At 68.1% G+C, this 23,631-nt stretch carries 18 protein-coding genes and 3 rRNA genes; 13 read left to right on the forward strand and 8 right to left on the reverse strand.

Annotation, left to right across the window (positions count from 1 at the left end; genetic code table 11):
- Positions 1-152 precede the first annotated feature (152 nt).
- Positions 153-602, reverse strand: a complete 450-nt coding sequence (locus F4556_RS22510; RefSeq protein WP_184918939.1) for a metallopeptidase family protein — start codon at positions 600-602, stop codon at positions 153-155.
- Between the two features lie 79 nt (positions 603-681).
- On the opposite strand from F4556_RS22510, the gene F4556_RS22515 reads away from it, so the two are divergent.
- The 6 genes from F4556_RS22515 (at position 682) to ahcY (ending at position 6,877) form a co-directional block, all read left to right on the forward strand.
- The gene (locus F4556_RS22515; protein WP_184918940.1) at positions 682-1,098 is read left to right on the forward strand and encodes a DUF3499 domain-containing protein; all 417 of its coding nucleotides are present in this window, start codon (positions 682-684) and stop codon (positions 1,096-1,098) included.
- Positions 1,099-1,168: 70 nt separating this feature from the next.
- Positions 1,169-2,554 carry a phosphomannomutase/phosphoglucomutase gene (locus tag F4556_RS22520; protein WP_184918942.1) on the forward strand — a complete coding sequence of 462 codons (1,386 nt, stop codon included), beginning with the start codon at positions 1,169-1,171 and terminating at the stop codon, positions 2,552-2,554.
- A 95-nt stretch (positions 2,555-2,649) separates the two neighbouring features.
- A complete protein-coding gene (locus F4556_RS22525) occupies positions 2,650-2,835 on the forward strand; it encodes a Trm112 family protein (RefSeq protein ID WP_184918944.1) in 186 nt (61 codons plus the stop codon).
- A gap of 21 nt (positions 2,836-2,856) precedes the next feature.
- Entirely contained in the window at positions 2,857-4,080 is a 1,224-nt protein-coding gene (locus F4556_RS22530; RefSeq protein ID WP_184918946.1) for an SIS domain-containing protein, read from the forward strand.
- A 104-nt stretch (positions 4,081-4,184) separates the two neighbouring features.
- Positions 4,185-5,150, forward strand: a complete 966-nt coding sequence (locus tag F4556_RS22535; RefSeq protein ID WP_184918948.1) for a cation diffusion facilitator family transporter — start codon at positions 4,185-4,187, stop codon at positions 5,148-5,150.
- A gap of 278 nt (positions 5,151-5,428) precedes the next feature.
- Positions 5,429-6,877 (forward strand): adenosylhomocysteinase, encoded by a 1,449-nt coding sequence (gene ahcY, locus F4556_RS22540; RefSeq protein ID WP_184918950.1) that lies wholly within the window; start codon positions 5,429-5,431, stop codon positions 6,875-6,877.
- A gap of 64 nt (positions 6,878-6,941) precedes the next feature.
- Here the strand turns inward: ahcY and F4556_RS22545 are convergent, their stop codons facing one another.
- The 4 genes from F4556_RS22545 to F4556_RS22560 all read right to left on the reverse strand — a co-directional run bounded on the left by F4556_RS22545 (position 6,942) and on the right by F4556_RS22560 (position 10,232).
- Positions 6,942-7,952, reverse strand: coding sequence for a hypothetical protein (locus F4556_RS22545; RefSeq protein WP_184918952.1), 1,011 nt, complete (start codon positions 7,950-7,952; stop codon positions 6,942-6,944).
- Positions 7,952-8,470, reverse strand: coding sequence for a SigE family RNA polymerase sigma factor (locus tag F4556_RS22550; RefSeq protein WP_184918954.1), 519 nt, complete (start codon positions 8,468-8,470; stop codon positions 7,952-7,954). Before F4556_RS22550 ends, F4556_RS22545 begins: the two co-directional genes overlap by 1 nt.
- 170 nt (positions 8,471-8,640) lie before the next feature.
- Positions 8,641-9,714 carry a hypothetical protein gene (locus F4556_RS22555; protein ID WP_184918956.1) on the reverse strand — a complete coding sequence of 358 codons (1,074 nt, stop codon included), beginning with the start codon at positions 9,712-9,714 and terminating at the stop codon, positions 8,641-8,643.
- Positions 9,714-10,232 (reverse strand): SigE family RNA polymerase sigma factor, encoded by a 519-nt coding sequence (locus tag F4556_RS22560; RefSeq protein WP_184918958.1) that lies wholly within the window; start codon positions 10,230-10,232, stop codon positions 9,714-9,716. The genes F4556_RS22555 and F4556_RS22560 overlap by 1 nt, the downstream gene beginning before the upstream one ends.
- Before the next feature lie 94 nt (positions 10,233-10,326).
- On the opposite strand from F4556_RS22560, the gene F4556_RS22565 reads away from it, so the two are divergent.
- Positions 10,327-10,983 carry a hypothetical protein gene (locus tag F4556_RS22565; protein ID WP_184918961.1) on the forward strand — a complete coding sequence of 219 codons (657 nt, stop codon included), beginning with the start codon at positions 10,327-10,329 and terminating at the stop codon, positions 10,981-10,983.
- 7 nt (positions 10,984-10,990) lie between these two features.
- On the opposite strand, the gene F4556_RS22570 is transcribed toward F4556_RS22565, so the two are convergent.
- Complete coding sequence (locus F4556_RS22570) at positions 10,991-11,875, reverse strand: RDD family protein (protein WP_184918963.1); 885 nt, start codon at positions 11,873-11,875, stop codon at positions 10,991-10,993.
- 151 nt (positions 11,876-12,026) lie between these two features.
- Here F4556_RS22570 and F4556_RS22575 point away from each other — a divergent pair, with 151 nt between their 5' ends.
- The 6 genes from F4556_RS22575 to F4556_RS22600 all read left to right on the forward strand — a co-directional run bounded on the left by F4556_RS22575 (position 12,027) and on the right by F4556_RS22600 (position 21,195).
- On the forward strand, positions 12,027-13,031 hold the full coding sequence (locus F4556_RS22575; RefSeq protein ID WP_184918965.1) for a stage II sporulation protein M: 1,005 nt from the start codon (positions 12,027-12,029) through the stop codon (positions 13,029-13,031).
- Between the two features lie 527 nt (positions 13,032-13,558).
- Positions 13,559-15,082 (forward strand): 16S ribosomal RNA (locus F4556_RS22580).
- Positions 15,083-15,366: 284 nt separating this feature from the next.
- Positions 15,367-18,488, forward strand: a 23S ribosomal RNA gene (locus F4556_RS22585).
- Positions 18,489-18,576: 88 nt separating this feature from the next.
- Positions 18,577-18,693: ribosomal RNA gene (gene rrf, locus F4556_RS22590) — 5S ribosomal RNA — on the forward strand.
- Together the 16S, 23S and 5S rRNA genes form the textbook arrangement of a ribosomal RNA operon.
- A 113-nt stretch (positions 18,694-18,806) precedes the next feature.
- A complete protein-coding gene (locus F4556_RS22595; RefSeq protein ID WP_184918967.1) occupies positions 18,807-19,205 on the forward strand; it encodes a nuclear transport factor 2 family protein in 399 nt (132 codons plus the stop codon).
- A gap of 313 nt (positions 19,206-19,518) precedes the next feature.
- Positions 19,519-21,195 (forward strand): RICIN domain-containing protein, encoded by a 1,677-nt coding sequence (locus tag F4556_RS22600; RefSeq protein ID WP_376775738.1) that lies wholly within the window; start codon positions 19,519-19,521, stop codon positions 21,193-21,195.
- A gap of 51 nt (positions 21,196-21,246) precedes the next feature.
- Here F4556_RS22600 and F4556_RS22605 read toward each other — a convergent pair whose 3' ends face one another.
- Positions 21,247-22,557, reverse strand: a complete 1,311-nt coding sequence (locus F4556_RS22605) for a DUF58 domain-containing protein (RefSeq protein ID WP_184918972.1) — start codon at positions 22,555-22,557, stop codon at positions 21,247-21,249.
- A gap of 58 nt (positions 22,558-22,615) precedes the next feature.
- Positions 22,616-23,572 carry an AAA family ATPase gene (locus F4556_RS22610; RefSeq protein WP_184924981.1) on the reverse strand — a complete coding sequence of 319 codons (957 nt, stop codon included), beginning with the start codon at positions 23,570-23,572 and terminating at the stop codon, positions 22,616-22,618.
- Between the last annotated feature and the right edge of the window lie 59 nt (positions 23,573-23,631).

Here is a 23,631-nt window from a genome sequence, read left to right on the forward strand (position 1 = left end):
AGGGGCTCGGGGAACTGCGACGCCGACCTCGTAAAAGGTGATCCGTGCGTGGGCGGTCAGGCACTTTCGCAGTGACCCGAACGCCAGACCTCCTCGCAGTTCCCCGAGCCCCTGGACCGTAAGACCAAGCGCCCTGCAAAAAAGCTGAGCCCCTACTCCTCGTCGTACCGAGGATCGATCGCGTCCGGCGAAAGCCCCAACAGATCCGCGACCTGCTCGATCAGGATCTCGTGCACCAACGCGGCCCGGTCGTCCCGAGTCTTCACCCGGATCTCCACCGGCCGCCGGTACACGATGATGCGACTCTTCCGCCCCTGCGCAGCCGCGATCACCCGCCCGAGCGGCACCGCCTCCGGCTCCGGCGCCCCCGCGTCGGCGAGCGGCACCTCCTGCACGGCGAACTCCACGTCGATCAGCTGCGGCCACCGCCGTTCCAGCCGTTCCACCGACTCGCGCACGTAGTCGTCGAACAGCTCGGACCTGGTGAGCGAGATGGGCACCTGAGGAGGCGCCAGCGGTCCTCGCAGGCCGCGGCCGTGGCGGTCCCGATGCCTGCGGCGCCGAGGCTGCTCGGCCGGTGATTGGGGTGCGGAGCTGTCCATATCAGTGTCGAGCGTAGCCCTTGGCAGCCCGGAAGTGGACCACCCCGGCCGGGCCCATGTCGGCGACACGTGACACTCGGTGGGGGAGGGTCTTCGCGGCCTGGTCAGGAGTGCGGTACCGTCCACCCTCGTGAGCTCTGTACGTCGTTGTTCGCGGACCGCGTGCGGCCGACCGGCCGTCGCGACGCTGACGTACGTCTACGCGGACTCCACCGCCGTCCTCGGCCCGCTCGCGACGTACGCCGAGCCGCACTGTTACGACCTGTGCGCCGAGCACGCCGAGCGCCTGACCGCCCCGCGCGGCTGGGAGGTGGTCCGGCTGGCGGCCGAGGTCGGCCCGCTCCGGCGCTCCAGCGACGACCTCGAGGCCCTGGCCAACGCGGTCCGCGAGGCGGCCCGTCCCCAGACGCCCCGTCAGACCCGGATGCCCGAGCCCGACCCCACCGAGGCGGGCCGCCGCGGCCACCTGCGCGTGCTCCGCTCACCTGACAACTGACCGCACCGAACCGGTCATCACCTGCGGGTACGCTGCCCTCCTCTGAGGACCCAACAGGTGTGGAGTGGCAGTGCGGGACTTGAAGCAGCTGGTGAAGGCGTACGACGTGCGTGGTGTGGTGCCGGATCAGTGGGACGAGTCGTTGTCGTTCGCGTTGGGTGCGGCGTTCGTGCGGGTGGTGGGCGCGTCGGCGATCGTGGTGGGTCATGACATGCGGCCGTCGTCGCCGTCGCTGTCGCGGGCGTTCGCGCAGGGTGCTGCGGCTTCGGGTGCGGATGTGGTGGAGATCGGGCTGTGCTCCACCGACCAGCTGTACTACGCGTCGGGGTCGCTGGATCTGCCGGGTGCGATGTTCACGGCTTCCCACAATCCGGCGCAGTACAACGGCATCAAGCTGTGCCGTGCGGGCGCCTCACCGGTGGGGCAGGACACCGGGCTGGCGGAGATCCGTGAGCTGGTGGAGTCCTGGACCGGGCCGGACGACAGCGTGACCGTGCCGGCGCTGGACGTAACCCCGGGCACGCTGTCGGCGAAGGACACCCTGGGTGGGTACGTGGGGCATCTGCTGGGGCTGGTGGACCTGGGCGGGATCCGGCCGCTGAAGGTCGTCGTCGACGCGGGCAACGGGATGGGCGGGCACACGGTGCCGACCGTCTTCGCGGGGCTGCCCATCGACCTGGTGGAGCTGTACTTCGAGCTGGACGGCACGTTCCCCAACCACGAGGCGAACCCGCTGGACCCGGCCAACCTGGTCGACCTGCAGGCCAAGGTCACCGAGTGCGGCGCCGACCTGGGCCTTGCGTTCGACGGCGACGCGGACCGCTGCTTCGTCATCGACGAGCGCGGCCAGGCGGTGTCGCCGTCGGCGATCACCGCGCTGGTCGCCGCCCGCGAGATCACCCGCGCACAAGCGAACGGTGAGGCCAACCCGGTGGTGATCCACAACCTCATCACCTCCCACACCGTCCCCGAGGTCGTCCGCGAACTCGGCGCCACCCCCGTGCGCACCCGCGTCGGCCACTCCTTCATCAAGCAGGAAATGGCCACCACAAACGCGGTATTCGGCGGCGAACACTCCGCCCACTACTACTTCCGCGACTTCTGGCGCGCCGACACCGGCATGCTCGCCGCCCTCCACGTCCTGGCCGCCCTCGGCCACCAGAGCCAGCCTCTCTCCACCCTCACCACCCAGTACGACCGCTACGCCGCCTCCGGTGAGATCAACTCCACCGTCACCGACCAGCAGGCGGCCACCGACAAGGTCCGCACCCACTACGCCACCTTTGAGGGCGCCACCACCGACACCCTCGACGGGTTGACCATCACCACCCCCACCTGGTGGCTCAACCTCCGCGCCTCCAACACCGAACCCCTGCTGCGCCTCAACGTCGAAGCCGACGACCCCGCCACCATGGCCACCGTCCGCGACACCGTCCTCACCCTCATCCGCGCCTGACACCCGCACTCGTATCCCCGGCCGGTAGGGTGGCCACCGGCCGGGGCACCGTTGTACCGGCGCACCGCGTACCGACTTCTGGAGCCTGACGACCCATGAGCAGCCTGCCGTCCTTCCTGCTGGAGATCCTGGTCTGCCCCGAGTGCCACTCCGCGCTCGCCGAGGAGAGCAAGGGCGAGGAGCGCGAGCTGCGCTGCACCGGCGAGAGCTGCGGCCTGGTCTACCCGGTCCGCGACGGCATCCCGGTGCTCCTGGTGGACGAGGCCCGCCGCCCCTCCTGATCTTGGCCGGAGGCCAGCCGCATGATCGACGACAGCCTGCTCGACGACCCGGCCGCCCTCCAGCGCGCCGACCGGGACCACGCCCTGCTCGCCCTGGCGGGTGCCGGGGCCCGGGTGCGGACCGCACTGCGGCTCGCCGACGACGCCGGGCTCGCGGCGCTGCGGCCGGACGGCCGCCCGCGCACCCTGCTGGTCGCGGGCCACGGCAGCGTGCTGGCCGCCGGCGGTGCGCTGGCCGTGCTGGCCGCCGGGACCACCCAGGTGCTCCCGCTGCCGCCGACCGACGCCGAGCCGGTGCGACGTGACCGGACGGCCGCCGACCCGGTCTTCTCGGCCGGGATGAGCTGGCAACTGCCGGGCTGGGTCGGCCCGATCGACCTGCTGGTGATCGCCTCCATCGACGGCACCGAGCAGGGCCTGATCGGCCTCGCCCAGCAGGCGTACGCGCGCGGCTGCTCGGTGGTGGTGATCGCCCCGACGACGAGCCCGCTGACCGAGGCCGCGCACCAGGTCCGCGGCCTGCCGCTGCCGTACGCGCCGTCCGCGGTGGACCCGGCCGATCAGGCCGCCGACGCCGAGCCCGACCTGCCCGCGCTGGACCCGGGCGCGCTCTGGGCGCTGCTGGCCCCGCTGCTGGCGCTCACCGAGAAGCTCGGGGTGACCCAACTGCCGCCGGGATCGCTGCAGGCCACCGCCGACCGGCTGGACGAGGCCGCGGTCCGCTGCCGCCCGGACGCCGGCGCGTACGTGAACCCGGCCAAGGACCTGGCGGCCAAGCTCTCCGGCACCGTGCCGCTGCTCTGGGCCGAGGGCCCGGTGGCGACGGCGGTGGCGGAGCGGTTCGCCACCATGCTGGCCGACCGGGCCGGCCGTCCGGCACTGGCTGGGGCGCTGCCGCAGGTGCTGACCGCCCATCGGGGCATGTTCGTCGGCCAGCTCGGCTCGGGCGCCGACCCCGACGACTTCTTCCGGGACCGGGTGGACGAGCCCGACCCGCTGCTGCTCCAGGTGCTGCTGCTCCGTCAGACCCCGGGCCGCGCCGCCGAACCGGCCGAGGAGGACCAGGCCGAGGTGCCGGAGCCGAGCTACCCGGTCCGCCGCGCGCACCGGCTGGCCGAGGCGCACGAGGTCCGGCTGACCGAGTACCGCAGCGCGCTGGCCGATCCGCTCCAGGCCCTGGCCGAGCTCACCGCGCTCACCGACTTCGCCGCCGTCTACCTCGGACTGGCCGCCACGCGGGACTGACCGGCGCTCAGCCTCCGTACCCCACCGGGATACTGTGTGCGGTCGGCAAGCTGAGCGTCGGCCGGTGCGGTGCACCGGCCCAGTCGGAGGGACACCACCCCAGCATGAGCACCGAAGGCGGCACCAAGGCACTGGTTGCGGCGCTGTCCGCGAACCTGGCGATCGCCGCGAGCAAGTTCACGGCCTTCGCCTTCACCGGCTCGTCCTCGATGCTGGCCGAAGGCGTGCACTCGGTGGCGGACTCGGGCAACCAGGTGCTGCTGCTGGTGGGCAGCAAGCGGGCGGCCCGCGAGGCCGACGAGGAGCACCCGTTCGGGTACGGCCGCGAGCGGTACATCTACGCCTTCGTGGTCTCCATCGTGCTGTTCAGTGTCGGTGGCCTGTTCGCGGTGTACGAGGGCGTGGAGAAGATCCGCCACCCGCACGAGCTGCACGGCTGGTACTGGGCGGTCGGTGTGCTGGCCTTCGCGATCATCGCCGAGAGCTGGTCCTTCTACACGGCGATCACCGAGGGCAGGAAGGCCAAGGGAACCCTCGGCTGGGTGGAGTACATCCGCCGGGCCAAGGCGCCCGAACTGCCGGTGGTCCTGCTGGAGGACTTCGGCGCGCTGATCGGTCTGGTGCTCGCGCTGCTCGGCGTCGGGCTCACCGTCATCACGGGTGACGGGGTGTGGGACGGCGTCGGCACCCTCTCCATCGGCGTGCTGCTGGTGGCCATCGCGGTGGTGCTCGCACTGGAGACCCGCAGCCTGCTGATCGGCGAGTCCGCCGACAAGAACGACGTCCAGAAGATCCGCGCGGCGCTGGTCGACCACGACTCGGTGACCCGGATCATCCACATGCGCACCCTGCACCTCGGCCCGGAGGAGCTGCTGGTCGCCGCGAAGATCGGCGTCAACGCGGAGGACAGCGCCGTTCAGGTGGCCGAGGCGATCGACCTGGCCGAGGCCCGGGTCCGCAAGGCGGTCCCGATCGCCCGGGTGATCTACCTGGAGCCGGACATCTACAGCGCCGAGAAGGAGGCCCAGGGCCTCGACCCGGCGGCCACCCCCGGCGGCCCCACGCACTGACGCACCGTCGGATCGGGGCACGGATCTCGGCCGAAACCACCCGTACGAATCCCGTGCGATTACGCCGTCGGTGTAGATTCGTCAGCAGTGCCAAACGTCGCTGCTGATGGCGGTCGATCGACGGCGTCCGGTAGACCCGGGCGCGGGCGGTCGAGGGAGAGAGGTCCTCCGACGGATTGTGCCGCAGGAGCAGTACGCCGTGCAGTCGGGCGTCCTGCCACTGAGCACACCCGTAAGACAGGCCAGCACCACCCCACGCAGCTGAGGAGCACTACCGCATGTCGACCAACCTCAACGGTGACTTCAAGGTCGCCGACCTCTCGCTTGCCGCCTTCGGTCGCAAGGAGATCCAGCTCGCCGAGCACGAGATGCCGGGTCTGATGTCGATCCGCAAGGAGTTCTCGGCCACCAAGCCGCTGGCCGGCGCCCGGATCACCGGTTCGCTGCACATGACCGTGCAGACCGCCGTCCTGATCGAGACCCTGGTCGCCCTCGGCGCCGAGGTCCGCTGGTGCTCCTGCAACATCTTCTCCACCCAGGACCACGCGGCCGCCGCCATCGCGGTCGGCCCGGAGGGCACCCCCGAGAACCCGTCCGGTGTCCCGGTGTACGCCTGGAAGGGCGAGACGCTGGAGGAGTACTGGTGGTGCACCGAGCAGGCGCTGACCTGGCCGAACGGTCAGACCCCGAACATGATCCTGGACGACGGCGGCGACGCGACGCTCCTGATCCACAAGGGCGTCGAGTTCGAGAAGGCCGGTGCCGCTCCGGACCCGTCCACCGCGGACAACGACGAGTACCGCCTCATCCTCGAGGTGCTCAACCGCACCCTCAAGGACGCCCCCGGCAAGTGGACCGAGATGGCCGCCACGATCAAGGGCGTCACCGAGGAGACCACCACCGGTGTCCACCGTCTCTACGAGATGCACCGTGACGGCAACCTGCTGTTCCCGGCGATCAACGTCAACGACGCCGTCACCAAGTCGAAGTTCGACAACAAGTACGGCTGCCGGCACTCGCTGATCGACGGCATCAACCGCGCCACCGACGTGCTGATCGGCGGCAAGGTCGCGGTGGTCTGCGGCTACGGCGACGTGGGCAAGGGCTCGGCGGAGTCGCTGCGCGGCCAGGGCGCCCGCGTGATCATCACCGAGATCGACCCGATCTGCGCGCTGCAGGCGGCGATGGACGGCTACCAGGTGACCACCCTGGAGGAGGTCGTCTCCATCGCGGACATCTTCATCACCACCACGGGCAACAAGGACATCATCCTTGCCAAGCACATGGAGCAGATGAAGCACCAGGCGATCGTCGGCAACATCGGCCACTTCGACAACGAGATCGACATCGCCGGTCTGTCGAAGCTGCCGGGCATCGTGCGGACCGAGGTCAAGCCGCAGGTCCACGAGTGGCGCTTCGCCGACGGCCACACGATCATCATGCTGTCCGAGGGCCGTCTGCTGAACCTCGGCAACGCGACCGGTCACCCGTCGTTCGTGATGTCGAACTCCTTCGCGAACCAGACGATCGCGCAGATCGAGCTGTTCACCAAGACCGAGGAGTACCCGGTCGGCGTCTACGTGCTGCCCAAGCACCTGGACGAGAAGGTGGCCCGCCTCCACCTGGACGCCCTGGGCGTCAAGCTCACCGTCCTGAGCCAGGAGCAGGCCGACTACATCGGCGTCCCGGTCGAGGGCCCGTACAAGGCCGAGCAGTACCGCTACTGATCGCGCCTCAGTAACGAACCGTGCGGCCGGTGCCCCCGTGGCACCGGCCGCACGGCCGTTCCCGCTACTTGAAGTCGGGGTTCACCGTGACCCCGTCCAGCACCTTCAGGATCAGTGCTCGCTCGTCAGGCGTCAGTTCCCTGGATACGCCCGCGTCCGAGCTGAGGCAGAGTTCGACGCTGTCCTTCCACAGGCACTCGCCGTTGGCCGGCACGATCCGGTCGAGGGAGGGCTGCCCCTTCGAGATCGTCACGGTCGGCGCGGTGGCGCGCCAGTCGGCGCTGAGTGACATCCGCTGCCCCTCGACCTCGACCGCGATCCCCAGCCGCCAGTTGTGGCTCTTCCCGACGACGGCCAAGTCGCTCAGGCTCACGCCGATGGGCCGGACCGGTCCGGGGGTGTCGGCGAAGCGCACCGGAAGTGGCACCTCTACGGCCCCGAAGGTCACGCCCTCCGCGACGCGCAGCATCGCCTGCTCGGCCTCCGCGCTCCTCGGCGGGGACGTCGTGGTGAGTTCGGCCCACCGGCCGCCCGGGACCTGCCAGCGCAGATGGGAGCCACGCGTCGAGAGCGGGGCGCCGCCGCTGTTGTCGAGCAGCCAGTACGCGGGGCGGCCGTGCACCTTCGGAGCGTCCTCCAGCTCGTAGTCCCCGCGGGGGAACCGAGCTCCCGGCTTCGACCCGGGCGGGGTCAGGACCACGGTGTAGAGAGGTTGCGGTTCGTGGTTCACGATGACGCTCGCCGTCGCTCGGCCGTCCTCGATGAGGTACTCCAGACCGGAGTTCGCAGGGTCGGGCAGCCAGCCGAACCGCACGTTCGCGGTGAGCGAGGTCGGCCCCACGGTCGGACTGACCGCCGGTCCCGGCGCCCCGTCGTACCGGTCCCGGAGCCCGGAACCCAGCAGACCGACCGCCACCAGGACCGCCGCCGCCCCACCGAGCGCTGCCAGCCTGCGCCTCCGCATCCGACCCCGCCCCTCCCGCCGGGCCCGTTCCACGTCCGGCATCCTCCCCGCCCCGGCGTTCTCGGCGAGTTCGGTCAACTGCGCCGCCAGCTGCGGCATCTCGTCGTTCATCACGCCACACCTCCAGGTGCGCTGAAGGGATCGCCCGCCAGGCTGCGCCGGAGCGCGTCGAGGCCGCGCGAGGTCTGACTCTTGACGTTGCCGGCCGAGCACCCCATCGCCTCGGCGGTCTGTTCCACCGTCAGGTCGCAGTAGTAGCGGAGCACCACGGTGGCCCGCTGCCGGGACGGCAGCGCGGCGAGCGCCCGTCGTAGGTCCAGGGATGTCTCCAGCTCGCGGCCGAGTTCCGCGACGCCGTCCACCACCGCCTCCCCCCGGGCGGTCCGCCGCCACCACGCGGTGCGCTGCTCGGCGAGGAACGTGTTCACCAGCACCACCCTGGCGTAGCCATCCAGGTTGTCCGCCCGTTGGGCCCGGTGCCAGTTCACGTAGAGCTTGGTGACGCTCTCCTGCACCAGGTCGTCCGCCCGGTGCGAGTCCGCGCAGAGCAGGTACGCCACCTTGCGGAGCCACCCGCTTCTCGAGGTGACGAATGCCGTGAACTCGGCGTCGCGCGACAGCTTCGCCATTGAGATCCCCCCATCCGGGCGGCACACGGGCACACCCTTGCCCCCCTGATGTGGCCGGGCGTCCCAAAGGTTGCACGTGAACCGAACCCCGTTCCCGGCGGCCCTGCCCGCACCGAGCACAGTGGGGGACGCCCGGCACCGGGCGTCCCCCACTCGTCGACCACGCGCCGTCAGTTGAGCACGTCGGTCGTCCAGTTGGCCGGGTCGGCGCCGAGCAGGGTGACCTTGGCCAGCCAGCCCTCCGCGCCGCCCAGGTCGGCGAGCGCGTTCGCCATGTCCATCCCCACGCAGGCCGACACCCCGCCCGAAGACTTGCACCCCGCGCCGCCGCCCGGCGTCACCACGGTGCTGAAGTACTTGCCGGGAGTCGAGGAGTAGATCAGCTCCACCCGCCACGATTCCGGGCCGGAGCCGTTCCGCCGCTCGAAGGACGCCGAACTGAGCACGAAGCCCGGCGGGATCCCGTCCAACCGGAGCGGCAACGGGATCGACCGGCGCTCCACCACCGCCGTTTCGGCGATCCGCAGCGGCAGCTGCTGCCGGTCCGCCGCCGACAGGTGGTCACTGGTCAGCTCCAGCCACCGCCCGTCCGGGCTCTTCCAGCGCAGGATGTTCAGCGCCTGCGCATAGCCGGGGTCGTCGGAGGAGACCCAGTAGGCCTCCTGCCCGTTCACCGGAGGTGCGGGGACCTTGAGTGCGTGGGATCCGCCCGGGAAGTCCGACATCGGGGGCGTCGTCCCGGCCGGGAAGGCCTGGAGCGAGAAGCGTGTCGGTGAGTCGCCCGCGTCGTCGGTCTCCGCGATCATCGTCAGGCCCATCGGGGAGAGCTGGTAGCGGACCGTCCGCACCCGCTCCGGCAGCCAGCCGAACTCGGCTTCCGCCGTGAGCGGTGACCGCCCCGTGTAAGGCGCCGTGGTCTGGGTGGCCGCCCCCGAAGGGAGGGCGCTGGGCAGCCGGGTGGGCGAGGGCGTGGACAGCGGACTCCGCGAGAACGAGGGCACCGCGCTCGGCGAACCCGGTCCGGCCGGGCCGAGCGACTGCCCGCCACCACCGGGCAGCGTCAGCGACAGCGTCGCGGCCACCACCACGGCCACCCCGACTGCCGCGACGGCGCCCCGCCGACGACGGCGCAGCCGCGCCTCCCCGTCCCGCTGCGCCCGGTACGCGTCCACCGTGCTGACCGGTCCAGGAACATCCACGAGCGCCTCCAACTCCGCGGCGAGCGAAGGAAGTTCTTCAGCCATTACGCCGGTCCCTCCGAAAACGTCAGCCGCCCCGGGGCGAGCGAGCGCCGCAGCGCCTCAAGCCCCCGGGCACTCTGGCTCTTCACATTGCCGGACGAGCAGCCCAGCGCGTCCGCGGTCTGATCCACGCTCAGATCGCAGTAGTACCGAAGCACCACCGCCGCCCGCTGCCGGGGCGGCAGCGCCATCAGCGCCCGCCGCAGGTCCAGCGCGGCGTCCAGATCGCCCGCGAGCGGCAGCGCCCCGTCGGCCGGCACCTCGGTCCGGTCGGTCCGCCGCCACCAGGCGGTGCGCTGCTCGGCCAGGAAGGTGTTCAGCAGGACCTTCCTGGCGTACCCGTCGACGTTCTCCGCCCGGCTCACCCGCGGCCACTGCACGTAGAGCTTGGTGATGCTCTCCTGCACCAGGTCGTCCGCCCGGTGCCAGTCCGCGCAGAGCAGGTACGCCACCTTCCGTAACCAGCCGCCCCTGGAAGCCACGTAAGCGGTGAACTCGTCGGCGTGCGCCTGTTTCGCCATCGCGAGGCCCCTCCCTCCTGGGCGGCGCGTCGGCGCACCCCCCGACAGGCTGATGCCGCCGGGCCCGGGAAAGGTTGCACGTAGGCTTCGGGCCATGCCCAACGGTCGCTACCTGCACCACCCAGCCACACTTCTCGAGGGTCACGCCCACCTGCCACCCAGCGAGGAACGCTTCAGCTGCGCCCCCGGCCCGGCCGGCTGGCGCTACGTCTCCAAGACGTACGCCCCCGACGGCGCCGTGCTGGCCACCACCGACCTCACCCTGGACTCCCGGGCCCGCCCGCTCAGGCTCGAACTGCGCTCCGGCGGCTGGCTGGTGCGCGGCGGCGCGGTCGACGGCGTCACCTGGGTCCGTACGGCGGCCGACGGCAACCCCGAGCACGCGGCCGAGGCGGCCGAGGGGTACGACCGGGCGCACGCCTTCACCGGCTCGTCCCCGGCTTTCCTGATCGCCACCGCCCGGCTGCTCCGGCTCCAGCCGGGCAGCAGCTCCCGGGTCCGGCTGGTCGCCTTCACCGACCCGGTGCTGGCGCCGCGCACCCTCGACCAGGGCTGGCTGCTGGAGTCCGTGCAGACCCATGAGACCGACTCGGGCCCGCTCCAGGTCGAGCAGTACCAGGTCGCCGACCTGGAGACCGGCGAGCAGCAGATCGTCCACCTGGCCGGGGACGTGGTGCTCGCCGCCTCGGGCATCGAGCTGGAGGAGCTGGAGTCCCCGCCCAACCAGTGGCCGACCGAGTACTACGCCTGACCCCGCCTCAGGCCGGCGGCGCGAAACCGGTCGACGGAGCGGACGGACCCGGCGGCGTCACCGGGGGAGTCGGCGCCGGAACGGGCGGTGCGTACGGCGGTGCCTGGGACGCCTGCTGCTGCGCCTGGTGGCCCAACGACCGCTCCCAGTCACGCCGTTGGCGCTCCGCGAGCACCGCACCGAGGTACGCCGCCGGGGGCACCCCGTACGGTGCGGCCTGACCGGTGCGGGCCACCAGGTCACCGACCAGCCGCAGTGCCATGCCGTGCCCGACCGCCGGGTCCAGCTGCCCGATCCGCCCCAGGTACTGCCGGATCGCCAGCCACAGCCCCTCCGGGACCGCCGACAGGTCCAGCGCCACCAGCCCGCCGCCCAGCCCCTGCATCAGCTCCGGGGACAGCGGCGGCAGCGCGGCCCGCCCGGCACCCGCCCCGGGCACCCGCTCCCGGACCACCAGGGTCCCGGCGAAGACGTCCCCGAGCCGGCGGCCCTCCGGCGAGACCAGCGAGCAGACGACCGCCGGTACGCCCATGAACATCAGCAGCTCGGCGAAACCCACCAGGCCGCGCACCAGAGCGTGCCGGAACCGCACCGGCCCGCCGTCGGTCCGCACCACTCGCAGACCCAGCGCCAGCTTCCCGAGCGACCGCCCGCGGGTCAGGGTCTCCACCAGCACCGGTACGCCCACCAGGCAGAACACCATCAGCCCGAGCGCGATCGCCGCCGCGGCGGCGGAGTCCACCGCGTTGAGGGTCGAGTCCAGCAGGTAGAGCACGCCGATCAGCACCGCGAACTCGGCGAACAGATCCAGCCAGATCGCCAGCGCCCGACTCGGCAGCTTGGCCGACCGCAGCCCGAGGACCACCGCCTCGCCCGTCACCAACTGACTCATGGTCCGCCACCCCGCCCGTCCGATCCGGCGGGGTCCACCCCGCGATCTCCAGCCGCCAACATACGGCGCTGTCCGGCCCCCGCGTAGCGCAGCCCTCCCCTCTGGCATGCTGAGCCGGACTCGTAGCCCTTCACCCGCAGGAGACCGCCGTATGGACCTCGACGTCTTCGTCACCGCCCACCAGGCGGAGTGGCACCGTCTGGAGGTCCTGAGCAAGCGGCGCCGCCTCAGCGGGGAGGAGGCCGACGAACTCGTCACGCTCTACCAACGCGCCACCAGCCACCTGGCCCAGATCCAGTCCGCCGCCCCCGACCCCACCCTGGTCGGCCGGCTCACCACCCTGGTGGCCCGGGCCCGCAGCGCGGTGACCGGCGCCCGCACCGCCTCCTGGCGCGACGCCGTCCGGTACTTCACCGTCAGCTTCCCCGCCGCGCTCTACCGCTCCCGCCGCTGGTGGATACCGATCGCGGTGCTCTCGATCCTGTTCTCCGCCCTGATCGGCTGGTGGATCGCCGCCCACCCCGAAATCCGCGACAGCCTGGCCGCCCCCGACCAGATCCGCGAGATGACCAAGCCCGGCGGCCAGTACGAGACGTACTACTCCGACCACCCCGCCAGCTCGTTCGCCGCCCAGGTGTGGACCAACAACGCCTGGGTCGCCGCCCAGTGCCTGATCTTCGGCGTCCTGCTGGGCCTCCCGGTCATCTGGGTCCTGATCAGCAACGTGATGAACCTCGGCGTCGCCCTCGGCCTGATGAGCTCGGCCGGCCGCCTGGACTTCTTCCTCGGCCTGCTGCTCCCGCACGGCCTGCTCGAACTCACCGCCGTCTTCGTCGCCGCCGGCCTGGGCCTCCGCCTCGGCTGGACCGTCATCGACCCCGGCCCCCGCCCCCGAGCCACCGCCCTCGCCGAGGAGGGCCGCTCGGTGATCGGCATGGCGATCGGCCTCACCGTCGTCCTGTTCGTCAGCGGACTGCTCGAAGCCTTCGTCACCCCCTCCGGACTCCCCACCTGGGCCCGGATCGGCATCGGCGCGCTCGCCGAGCTGCTCTTCCTTCTCTACGCCCTGGTCCTCGGCCGCCGAGCCGCCGCGACCGGCGACGCCGGCGACCTCGAATCCGCCGATCGGGCGGACCTCAATCCGGTGGCGGCGTAGGGGTCGTCGGTGGTCGGGACAGGGCCGCTGACCTGGTAGTCTTCTCATCAGCGCACAAAAACCATTGACGTGGCCCACATGCGCTAGTAGGTTTGAACGGTTGAGACGGACTGGACAACAGTCGCCTTGAAGGTTTAGAGTCTACGACGTAGCCAGGACGAAGCAGTGAGCATCTACGGATGCCCGCCATTGAGTCCAGGCGAATCCCTCCCAGCGGGAATTCAGAATGAATGAAGCCGGTAAAACGGCCGAAATTGTTCTGCTAAGCTGGGAAACACGAAAGAACGAACGAAGCGCCCGGAGGGTCCGCCTGATAAGCGGCTCGAAGGAAGTGTCCGTTCCTTGAGAACTCAACAGCGTGCCAAAAGTCAACGCCAGATATGTTGACATCCCCGGCCTCACCGTTTGGTGGGGTTGGAGATTCCTTTATGAAGTAAAACACTAGCGAGGACGCAGTGCGCGGGGCCGCCTATTCCGGTGGTTGCCGTGCCGCTCTTCCGAAGTGGTTACCCGATTACGGGTAGACATTCACGGAGAGTTTGATCCTGGCTCAGGACGAACGCTGGCGGCGTGCTTAACACATGCAAGTCGAACGATGAAGCTCTTCGGAGTGGATTAGTGGCGAACGGGTGAGTAACACGTGGGAAATCTGCCCTGCACTCTGGGACAAGCCTTGGAAACGAGGTCTAATACCGGATATGACCTTCCTCTGCATGGGGGTTGGTGGAAAGCTCCGGCGGTGCAGGATGATCCCGCGGCCTATCAGCTTGTTGGTGGGGTAATGGCCTACCAAGGCGACGACGGGTAGCCGGCCTGAGAGGGCGACCGGCCACACTGGGACTGAGACACGGCCCAGACTCCTACGGGAGGCAGCAGTGGGGAATATTGCACAATGGGCGAAAGCCTGATGCAGCGACGCCGCGTGAGGGATGACGGCCTTCGGGTTGTAAACCTCTTTCAGCAGGGAAGAAGCGCAAGTGACGGTACCTGCAGAAGAAGCACCGGCTAACTACGTGCCAGCAGCCGCGGTAATACGTAGGGTGCGAGCGTTGTCCGGAATTATTGGGCGTAAAGAGCTCGTAGGCGGCTTGTCGCGTCGGTTGTGAAAGCCCGGGGCTTAACCCCGGGTCTGCATTCGATACGGGCAGGCTTGAGTGTGGTAGGGGAGATCGGAATTCCTGGTGTAGCGGTGAAATGCGCAGATATCAGGAGGAACACCGGTGGCGAAGGCGGATCTCTGGGCCATTACTGACGCTGAGGAGCGAAAGCGTGGGGAGCGAACAGGATTAGATACCCTGGTAGTCCACGCCGTAAACGTTGGGAACTAGGTGTTGGCGACATTCCACGTCGTCGGTGCCGCAGCTAACGCATTAAGTTCCCCGCCTGGGGAGTACGGCCGCAAGGCTAAAACTCAAAGGAATTGACGGGGGCCCGCACAAGCAGCGGAGCATGTGGCTTAATTCGACGCAACGCGAAGAACCTTACCAAGGCTTGACATATACCGGAAACGGCTAGAGATAGTCGCCCCCTTGTGGTCGGTATACAGGTGGTGCATGGTTGTCGTCAGCTCGTGTCGTGAGATGTTGGGTTAAGTCCCGCAACGAGCGCAACCCTTGTTCTGTGTTGCCAGCATGCCTTTCGGGGTGATGGGGACTCACAGGAGACTGCCGGGGTCAACTCGGAGGAAGGTGGGGACGACGTCAAATCATCATGCCCCTTATGTCTTGGGCTGCACACGTGCTACAATGGTCGGTACAAAGGGCTGCGATGCCGCGAGGCGGAGCGAATCCCAAAAAGCCGGCCTCAGTTCGGATTGGGGTCTGCAACTCGACCCCATGAAGTTGGAGTTGCTAGTAATCGCAGATCAGCATGCTGCGGTGAATACGTTCCCGGGCCTTGTACACACCGCCCGTCACGTCACGAAAGTCGGTAACACCCGAAGCCGGTGGCCTAACCCGTAAGGGGAGGAGCCGTCGAAGGTGGGACCAGCGATTGGGACGAAGTCGTAACAAGGTAGCCGTACCGGAAGGTGCGGCTGGATCACCTCCTTTCTAAGGAGCACATAGCCGGATGTGAGCGAATGTCTCACACGGTTGCTCATGGGTGGAACGTTGACTATTCGGCACACACGGTCTGTTGGCCTCACAAGTACTGCTTCGGCGTGGAAAGTGAGACCAAGCAAGGTCGGGTGTGTCGGGCACGTTGTTGGGTCCTGAGGGAACGGCCGTCATGGTCGTTGCTTCAGTGCCGGTCCTACTTGATGACATCTTCATGGTGTCTGAGGGTGGGTGTCTGGTCGTTGTTTGAGAACTGCACAGTGGACGCGAGCATCTGTGGCCAAGTTTTTAAGGGCGCACGGTGGATGCCTTGGCACTAGGAACCGATGAAGGACGTGGGAGGCCACGATAGTCCCCGGGGAGCCGTCAACCAGGCTTTGATCCGGGGGTTTCCGAATGGGGAAACCCGGCAGTCGTCATGGGCTGTCACCCGCACCTGAACACATAGGGTGTGTGGAGGGAACGAGGGGAAGTGAAACATCTCAGTACCCTCAGGAAGAGAAAACAACCGTGATTCCGGGAGTAGTGGCGAGCGAAACCGGATGAGGCTAAACCGTTTTGGTGTGAGACCCGGCAGGGGTTGCCAGAGCGGGGTCGTGGGAAAGTTCTTGATTGGTCTGCCGGCCGGTCGGTGAGTCAGAAACCGTATGGATAGTCGAAGGACATGCGAAAGGTCCGGCGTAGAGGGTAAGACCCCCGTAGACGAAATCTGTGCGGCTCACTTGAGCTTCTCCCAAGTAGCACGGAGCCCGAGAAATTCCGTGTGAATCTGGCGGGACCACCCGCTAAGCCTAAATATTCCCTAGTGACCGATAGCGGATAGTACCGTGAGGGAATGGTGAAAAGTACCGCGGGAGCGGAGTGAAATAGTACCTGAAACCGTGTGCCTACAAGCCGTGGGAGCGTCGGATGTGAGGCTTGCCTTACGTCTCGTGACTGCGTGCCTTTTGAAGAATGAGCCTGCGAGTTTGCGGTGTGTAGCGAGGTTAACCCGTGTGGGGTAGCCGTAGCGAAAGCGAGTCCGAATAGGGCGTCTGAGTTGCATGCCCAAGACCCGAAGCGGAGTGATCTAGCCATGGGCAGGTTGAAGCGGAGGTAAGACTTCGTGGAGGACCGAACCCACCAGGGTTGAAAACCTGGGGGATGACCTGTGGTTAGGGGTGAAAGGCCAATCAAACTCCGTGATAGCTGGTTCTCCCCGAAATGCATTTAGGTGCAGCGTCACGTGTTTCTTGCCGGAGGTAGAGCACTGGATAGGCGATGGGCCTCACCGGGTTACTGACCTTAGCCAAACTCCGAATGCCGGTAAGTGAGAGCGTGGCAGTGAGACTGTGGGGGATAAGCTCCATGGTCGAGAGGGAAACAGCCCAGAACACCGACTAAGGTCCCTAAGCGTGTGCTAAGTGGGAAAGGATGTGGAGTCGCAGAGACAACCAGGAGGTTGGCTTAGAAGCAGCCACCCTTGAAAGAGTGCGTAATAGCTCACTGGTCAAGTGATTCCGCGCCGACAATGTAGCGGGGCTCAAGTACACCACCGAAGTCGTGTCATTGCAGCTATAGGGCCAACGCCCGCTGTGATGGGTAGGGGAGCGTCGTGTGCCGGGTGAAGCAGCGGAGGAATCCAGTTGTGGACGGTTCACGAGTGAGAATGCAGGCATGAGTAGCGATACAAGAGTGGGAAACTCTTGCGCCGATTGACCAAGGGTTCCTGGGTCAAGCTGATCTGCCCAGGGTAAGTCGGGACCTAAGGCGAGGCCGACAGGCGTAGTCGATGGACAACGGGTTGATATTCCCGTACCCGCTTTGAAGCGCCAACGTCGAACCAGGTGATGCTAAGGCCGCGAAGCCGGCCCGGAGTCTTCGGACAATGGGACGTGGTGGAGCCGCTGAACCAAGTCTGTAGTAGGTGAGCGATGGGGTGACGCAGGAAGGTAGTCCAGCCCGGGCGGTGGTTGTCCCGGGGTAAGGGTGTAGGCCGAGTGATAGGCAAATCCGTCACTCATTAAGGCTGAGACCTGATGCCGAGCCGATTGTGGTGAAGTGGATGATCCTATGCTGTCGAGAAAAGCCTCTAGCGAGTTTCATGGCGGCCCGTACCCCAAACCGACTCAGGTGGTCAGGTAGAGAATACCGAGGCGTTCGGGTGAACTATGGTTAAGGAACTCGGCAAAATGCCCCCGTAACTTCGGGAGAAGGGGGGCCGGAACTGGTGATGAGTCTTGCACTCTGAGCTGGGGCCGGCCGCAGAGACCAGCGAGAAGCGACTGTTTACTAAAAACACAGGTCCGTGCGAAGCCGTAAGGCGATGTATACGGACTGACGCCTGCCCGGTGCTGGAACGTTAAGGGGACCGGTTAGTCAATCTTCGGGTTGGCGAAGCTGAGAACTTAAGCGCCAGTAAACGGCGGTGGTAACTATAACCATCCTAAGGTAGCGAAATTCCTTGTCGGGTAAGTTCCGACCTGCACGAATGGCGTAACGACTTCTCGACTGTCTCAACCATAGGCCCGGTGAAATTGCATTACGAGTAAAGATGCTCGTTTCGCGCAGCAGGACGGAAAGACCCCGGGACCTTTACTATAGCTTGATATTGGTGTTCGGTTCGGCTTGTGTAGGATAGGTGGGAGACTTTGAAGCAGCAACGCCAGTTGTTGTGGAGTCGTCGTTGAAATACCACTCTGGTCGTGCTGGATGTCTAACCTGGGTCCGTGATCCGGATCAGGGACAGTGTCTGGTGGGTAGTTTAACTGGGGCGGTTGCCTCCTAAAGAGTAACGGAGGCGCCCAAAGGTTCCCTCAGCCTGGTTGGCAATCAGGTGTTGAGTGTAAGTGCACAAGGGAGCTTGACTGTGAGACCGACGGGTCGAGCAGGGACGAAAGTCGGGACTAGTGATCCGGCGGTGGCTTGTGGAAGCGCCGTCGCTCAACGGATAAAAGGTACCCCGGGGATAACAGGCTGATCTTCCCCAAGAGTCCATATCGACGGGATGGTTTGGCACCTCGATGTCGGCTCGTCGCATCCTGGGGCTGGAGTAGGTCCCAAGGGTTGGGCTGTTCGCCCATTAAAGCGGTACGCGAGCTGGGTTTAGAACGTCGTGAGACAGTTCGGTCCCTATCCGCTGTGCGCGTAGGAATATTGAGAAGGGCTGTCCCTAGTACGAGAGGACCGGGACGGACGAACCTCTGGTGTGCCAGTTGTTCTGCCAAGGGCATGGCTGGTTGGCTACGTTCGGGAGGGATAACCGCTGAAAGCATCTAAGCGGGAAGCCTGCTTCGAGATGAATATTCCCACCTCCTTGAGAGGGTAAGGCTCCCAGTAGACGACTGGGTTGATAGGCCGGATGTGGAAGCCCTGTAAGGGGTGGAGCTGACCGGTACTAATAGGCCGAGGGCTTGTCCTCAGTTGCTCGCGTCCACTGTGTTGTTCTGAAACAACGACCCCACACCGTTTGGTCACGGGTGTGGTGCGGTCATACAGTTTCATAGTGTTTCGGTGGTCATAGCGTGAGGGAAACGCCCGGTTACATTCCGAACCCGGAAGCTAAGCCTCATAGCGCCGATGGTACTGCAGGGGGGACCCTGTGGGAGAGTAGGACGCCGCCGAACAATCTTTAGTCAGAAAGCCCCTCCGGGTCTCCCGGAGGGGCTTTCTGCATTTCCGGACCCGGAAGTCCTAATGACTCGACACGGGCGTTCGGGATCGTGTTACCTTCCCGCCCATGTCAAAGAGTGAGATCGATCAGCTGACCGCCGAGTTCTTCGGATCCTTCGACAACCGCGGTGGCAAGGCCGCCGACGTGGGCCGGATCCGGCGGCTGATGCTGCCGGGTGGGGTGATCGTCAAGACCGGTGGAGGGCTGGTCACCTACACCGTGGAGGAGTTCGTCGAGCCTCGGGAGCGGCTGTTGGCCGATGGCCGGCTGACCGAGTTCAACGAGTGGGAGACCTCGGAGCGGACGGACATCGTGGGGGACATCGCGTGCCGGTTCGGGGAGTACCGGAAGTCCGGGATCTTGAACGGCGAGCCGTTCGAGGGCAGCGGGACCAAGACGATCCAGTTCGTCCGCACCGATGAGGGCTGGCGGATCGTGGCGTTCTCCTGGTACGACCAGCCCTGATCGCGGCAGTCCGGCTCACCCCGGCCGCCGGTGTGCGGTGCCCGAGAAAATCTTCGCGGCCGGGGCAACCTTTCCGAGGGCGGTGACAACTGGGTGGTGTCCGGACAGGCGGTCTGGTCAGAGACACCGGCTGAAAGAGAGCATCGACATGTTCCCTCGCCCATCCACGTCGCCGGAGGCGTCGCCCGTTCCGGGGCGGCGGCAGACGCATCGTGCCCGTCGGTTGTACCAGCGTCGGAGTTTCTGGGCGGCCGTCGGCCTGGCGGTCGTGGGCAGCTCCGTGGTCGTGGTCAACACGGCCTCAGCGGGAGCCGTGGACACGAACGCCTGGTACGTGCTGGTCAACCGCAACACCGGCGAGGCGCTGGACGGCCTCGACTACGCCACGTACGACGGTGCTCCGCTGGGGCAGTGGAGCCGTAGCGGCGGGACCAACCAGCAGTGGAAGTTCGTCGACTCGGGTGACGGGAACTACCGGCTGCAGAATCGGCACTCCGGCAAGGTGCTGGACGACTACGGCTGGTCGAAGACCGAAGGTTCCGGGCTGGTGCAGTGGCGCGACCTGAACGGCGCCAATCAGCAGTTCCACCTGGAGAAGTCGTCGGACGGCTACGTGCGTCTGATCAACCGTTTCAGCGGCATGGCCGTCGAGGTGCCGCTCGGCTCCAAGGCTGACGGGGGCCGCCTCGCCCAGTACCACGACTGGAACGGCGCCAACCAGCAGTGGCAGCTCGTCCCGGCCGGCAGCGTCAGCGGCGGCGGGAACACAGGGAGCTCCGGCAGCAGCGCCACCCCCAGCAAGCCCACCACGCCCGCCACTTCGGGCAGCAGCGTTCCGGCGAGCCAGGCTCCGAGTACCCGCCCGGCATCGGCGTCGCCGTCGGCGTCGCCGACCGCAGCCGGTGGCAGCTCGGCGAAGCGTTTCATGGGCAGCAGCACGATGCTCCTCGGCGGCATGATGGATGACTCCACGGCGAACGCCGCGCCGTTCGACGTGCGGTACGCCTACATCCACAGCCAGCCCGCGCCCTCCTCCGACGCCTACACGGCCTCGCGCTGCAAGTCCGAGTGGTCGGGCTGGTGGGGCTGCTGGACCGGCGACACCACGGCGCCCGGCACCCAGGTGACCGTGTACAAGGACCGCGCGGCCAAGGCGACGTACCAGGGCAAGGCGCGCCCGCAGAAGACCCTCTTCACCTGGTACTCGCTGCGCGACCTCGGAGACGCGGCGGGCCAGGGCGACGGTCCGGGCGAGGTCGTCGCCATCAACCGGGCCGACCTGCTCACCAAGTACCTGAACGACTACCGCTTCTTCCTGCAGAAGATCGGCACCTCGCCGGACATGATCGACCTCGAGCCCGACTTCTGGGGCTTCGCCCGGTCGCTCGGCAACCTGCACCAGGTGCCCGCGCAGGTCAAGGCGGCGAACCCGACGGACTGCGGGTCGCAGGAGAACAGCGCCTCCGGCCTGGCCCAGTGCCTGATCTCGATGGCGCACAAGTACGCGCCGAACGCCGGCGTGGGGCTGCACCTGTCCTGCTTCGACTGGCAGCAGAACACGCCGCAGTGCGCCAAGGATTACGCGGACCTCGGGGCGAAGAACGCCGACTTCCTGGTCTCCGACGTGACGGACCGCGACGCGGGCTGGTACGCGCTGCCCGCGCACGGCAGCAAGGACACCTACTGGAACGACCAGAAGGCCAATGCCGCGCTCGGGTTCTACAAGACGATGGCCGAGGCGGTGGGCAAGCCGGTGGTCCTGTGGCAGGTCCCCCTGGGCAACATGGCGCAGAACAACACGCCCGGCCACTACAAGGACGACAAGGTCGACTGGTTCTTCTCGCACCTGAACCAGGTGGCGGACGCGCACGTCGCCGCTCTCCTGTTCGGCGCCGGCTGGTCGGAACAGACCACGCCCGAGACCGACGGCGGAAACCTGGTCAACAAGACGATCGCGTACCGCAACTCGGGTGGCACGCCGCTCAAGTAGGCACCCGCAGCCGGTCGGTCGGCCGCCTCTGAGACGGAGCCACGCCCCGTCTCAGAGGCGGCCGGCTGCTTTGAGGGCGAGGTAGGTGTCGGCGAGAGCCGGGGGGAGGGCGGCTGGCGGGGCGTCCAGGACGGTGATGCCGCGGCGGGTGAGGCGGGCGGCGGTGCGGGTCCGGTCGGCGCGGGTCTGTTCGGCGGCGGCGGCGCCGTAGATGTCCTGGACGGTGCCGCGGGTGGCGGCGAGTTCGTCCAGGCGGGGGTCGGCGACCGAGGCCAGGACGACCTCGTGGCGCTTGGTGAGCAGCGGGAGTTGGGGGAGCAGTCCCTCCTCGATCGGGTCGGCGTCGAGGCCGGTGAGCAGCACGATCAGGGAACGGTGCGGGGCCAGCCGGAGGGTGGCCGAGGTGAGGGCGCGCAGGTCGGTCTGGACCAGGGCGGGTTCGAGGGTGGCCATCGCGTTGGTGAACGCGGGCAGCACCTCGGATGCCGACCGGCCGAGGACGGTGCGGCGGGCGTGCAGGTCGTGGGCGAGCAGGTCCACCCGGTCGCCCGCCTTGGTGGCGAGGGCCGCCAGCAGCAGGGCGGCGTCCAGGGCAGCGTCCAGCCGGGGGGCGTCGCCGACCCGGCCGGCCGAGGTGCGGCCGGTGTCGAGGACAATCAGTACGTGCCGGTCGCGTTCCGGGCGCCAGGTGCGGACGGCGACGGTGTTGCGGCGGGCGCTGGCGCGCCAGTCGATGGAGCGGACGTCGTCGCCGGGCAGGTACTCGCGCAGGGAGTCGAACTCGGTGCCCTGACCCCGGCTCAGCAGTGAGGTCCGGCCGTCCAGTTCGCGCAGCCTGGCCAGTCGGGACGGCAGGTGCTTGCGGCTGGTGAACGGGGGCAACGCCCGTACGGTCCAGGGGACTTGGTGAGATCCCTGGCGGGCGGCCAGGCCGAGCGGGCCGAGCGAGCGGACGGTGACCCGGTGGGCGTGGTGGTCGCCGCGGCGGGTGGGGGCGAGCGAGGTGGTGAGGCGGCGGCGTTCGCCGGCCGGGACGGTGAGGGTGTGCCGGGAGCCGGGTACGGCGGTGCCGGGGGCCCAGGCGGACGGGGCCCAGGCGTCGCGGAGCCGGGCCCGCAGGGGCCGCCGGGACGGGTTGGTGACGGACAGTTCGACGTCCACCGGGTCGCCGAGCCGGACCGTCGTGGCGCCGCCCCGTTCGAACCGCAGGGCGCGGACCGGGGCGGCGAGCACGAGATCGGTCAGCACGGCGAGCAGGAGCGGGAGGCCGACCGCGCCGATCCCGGCCCAGGAGGGCAGCAGGAGGCCCACGACCAGCGCGCCGAGCGCGGCGATGAGGGCGGTTCGGCCGGTCAGGGCCATCGGGGTGCTCCTAGGGCAGTGCGACGGGGCCGGGTGTCAGGGGCCGGGTGACGGTGGGTCAGCGCGGGGCCGGGGTCTGGGTCAGGACGGCCTGGATCACCGAGTCGGCGGTGACGCCCTCCATCTCGGCCTCGGCGCGGAGCTGGACCCGGTGCCGCAGGGTGGGCAGGGCGAGGGCCTTGACGTCGTCGGGGGTGACGTAGTCGCGGCCGGCCAGCCAGGCCCAGGCGCGGGAGGTGCCGAGCAGGGCGGTGGCACCGCGTGGGGAGACGCCGATGGAGAGCGACGGGGACTGCCGGGTGGCCCGGCAGAGGTCGACGATGTAGGCGAGCACCTCGGGGGAGACGGTGAGCTTGGCGATCTCGGCGCGGGCGGCGGCCAGGTCGGCCGGTCCGGCCACCGGGCGGACCCCGGCGGCGGCCAGGTCGCGCGGGTCGAAGCCGGCGGCGTGCCGGGCGAGCACCTGGAACTCCTGCTCGCGGGTCGGCAGCGGGAGGATCAACTTGAGCAGGAAGCGGTCGAGTTGGGCCTCGGGGAGCGGGTAGGTGCCCTCGTACTCGACCGGGTTCTGGGTGGCGGCGACCAGGAACGGGTCGGGCAGCTTGCGGGGCTCGCCGTCGACGGTGACCTGGCGCTCCTCCATCGCCTCCAGCAGCGAGGCCTGGGTCTTCGGAGGGGTGCGGTTGATCTCGTCGGCGAGCAGCAGGTTGGTGAAGACCGGTCCTGGCTGGAAGGAGAACTCGGCGGTCCTGGCGTCGTAGACCAGCGAGCCTGTGACGTCACCGGGCATCAGGTCCGGGGTGAACTGGATGCGCTTGGTCTCCAGGCTGAGTGCGGCGGAGAGGGTGCGGACCAGCAGGGTCTTGGCGACGCCGGGAACGCCTTCGAGCAGCACGTGGCCGCCGCAGAGCAGGGCGACCACCAGGCCGGTGACGGCGGCGTCCTGGCCGACCACGGCCTTGGCGATCTCGGTGCGCAGCGCGGTGAGCGCGGCCCGGGCGTCGGAGGCGGGAATGTCGGCAACCTCCGCGGCGGGTGCGTCAACCGGGGCATCCGCGACCGGGGTCGCGTCGG

Origin of the sequence: Kitasatospora gansuensis, assembly GCF_014203705.1 — a bacterium.
Taxonomy (GTDB): Bacteria; Actinomycetota; Actinomycetes; order Streptomycetales; family Streptomycetaceae; genus Kitasatospora; species Kitasatospora gansuensis.

What these genes read in the sequence shown, in the direction of transcription:
- F4556_RS22510 (WP_184918939.1), bottom strand. Translation starts at nt 602, where the DNA reads ATGGACAGCTCCGCACCCCAATCACCGGCCGAGCAGCCTCGGCGCCGC.
- F4556_RS22525 (WP_184918944.1), top strand. Translation starts at nt 2,650, where the DNA reads ATGAGCAGCCTGCCGTCCTTCCTGCTGGAGATCCTGGTCTGCCCCGAG.
- F4556_RS22530 (WP_184918946.1), top strand. Translation starts at nt 2,857, where the DNA reads ATGATCGACGACAGCCTGCTCGACGACCCGGCCGCCCTCCAGCGCGCC.
- F4556_RS22535 (WP_184918948.1), top strand. Translation starts at nt 4,185, where the DNA reads ATGAGCACCGAAGGCGGCACCAAGGCACTGGTTGCGGCGCTGTCCGCG.
- ahcY (WP_184918950.1), top strand. Translation starts at nt 5,429, where the DNA reads ATGTCGACCAACCTCAACGGTGACTTCAAGGTCGCCGACCTCTCGCTT.
- F4556_RS22545 (WP_184918952.1), bottom strand. Translation starts at nt 7,952, where the DNA reads ATGAACGACGAGATGCCGCAGCTGGCGGCGCAGTTGACCGAACTCGCC.
- F4556_RS22550 (WP_184918954.1), bottom strand. Translation starts at nt 8,470, where the DNA reads ATGGCGAAGCTGTCGCGCGACGCCGAGTTCACGGCATTCGTCACCTCG.
- F4556_RS22555 (WP_184918956.1), bottom strand. Translation starts at nt 9,714, where the DNA reads ATGGCTGAAGAACTTCCTTCGCTCGCCGCGGAGTTGGAGGCGCTCGTG.
- F4556_RS22560 (WP_184918958.1), bottom strand. Translation starts at nt 10,232, where the DNA reads ATGGCGAAACAGGCGCACGCCGACGAGTTCACCGCTTACGTGGCTTCC.
- F4556_RS22565 (WP_184918961.1), top strand. Translation starts at nt 10,327, where the DNA reads ATGCCCAACGGTCGCTACCTGCACCACCCAGCCACACTTCTCGAGGGT.
- F4556_RS22570 (WP_184918963.1), bottom strand. Translation starts at nt 11,875, where the DNA reads ATGAGTCAGTTGGTGACGGGCGAGGCGGTGGTCCTCGGGCTGCGGTCG.
- F4556_RS22575 (WP_184918965.1), top strand. Translation starts at nt 12,027, where the DNA reads ATGGACCTCGACGTCTTCGTCACCGCCCACCAGGCGGAGTGGCACCGT.
- F4556_RS22595 (WP_184918967.1), top strand. Translation starts at nt 18,807, where the DNA reads ATGTCAAAGAGTGAGATCGATCAGCTGACCGCCGAGTTCTTCGGATCC.
- F4556_RS22605 (WP_184918972.1), bottom strand. Translation starts at nt 22,557, where the DNA reads ATGGCCCTGACCGGCCGAACCGCCCTCATCGCCGCGCTCGGCGCGCTG.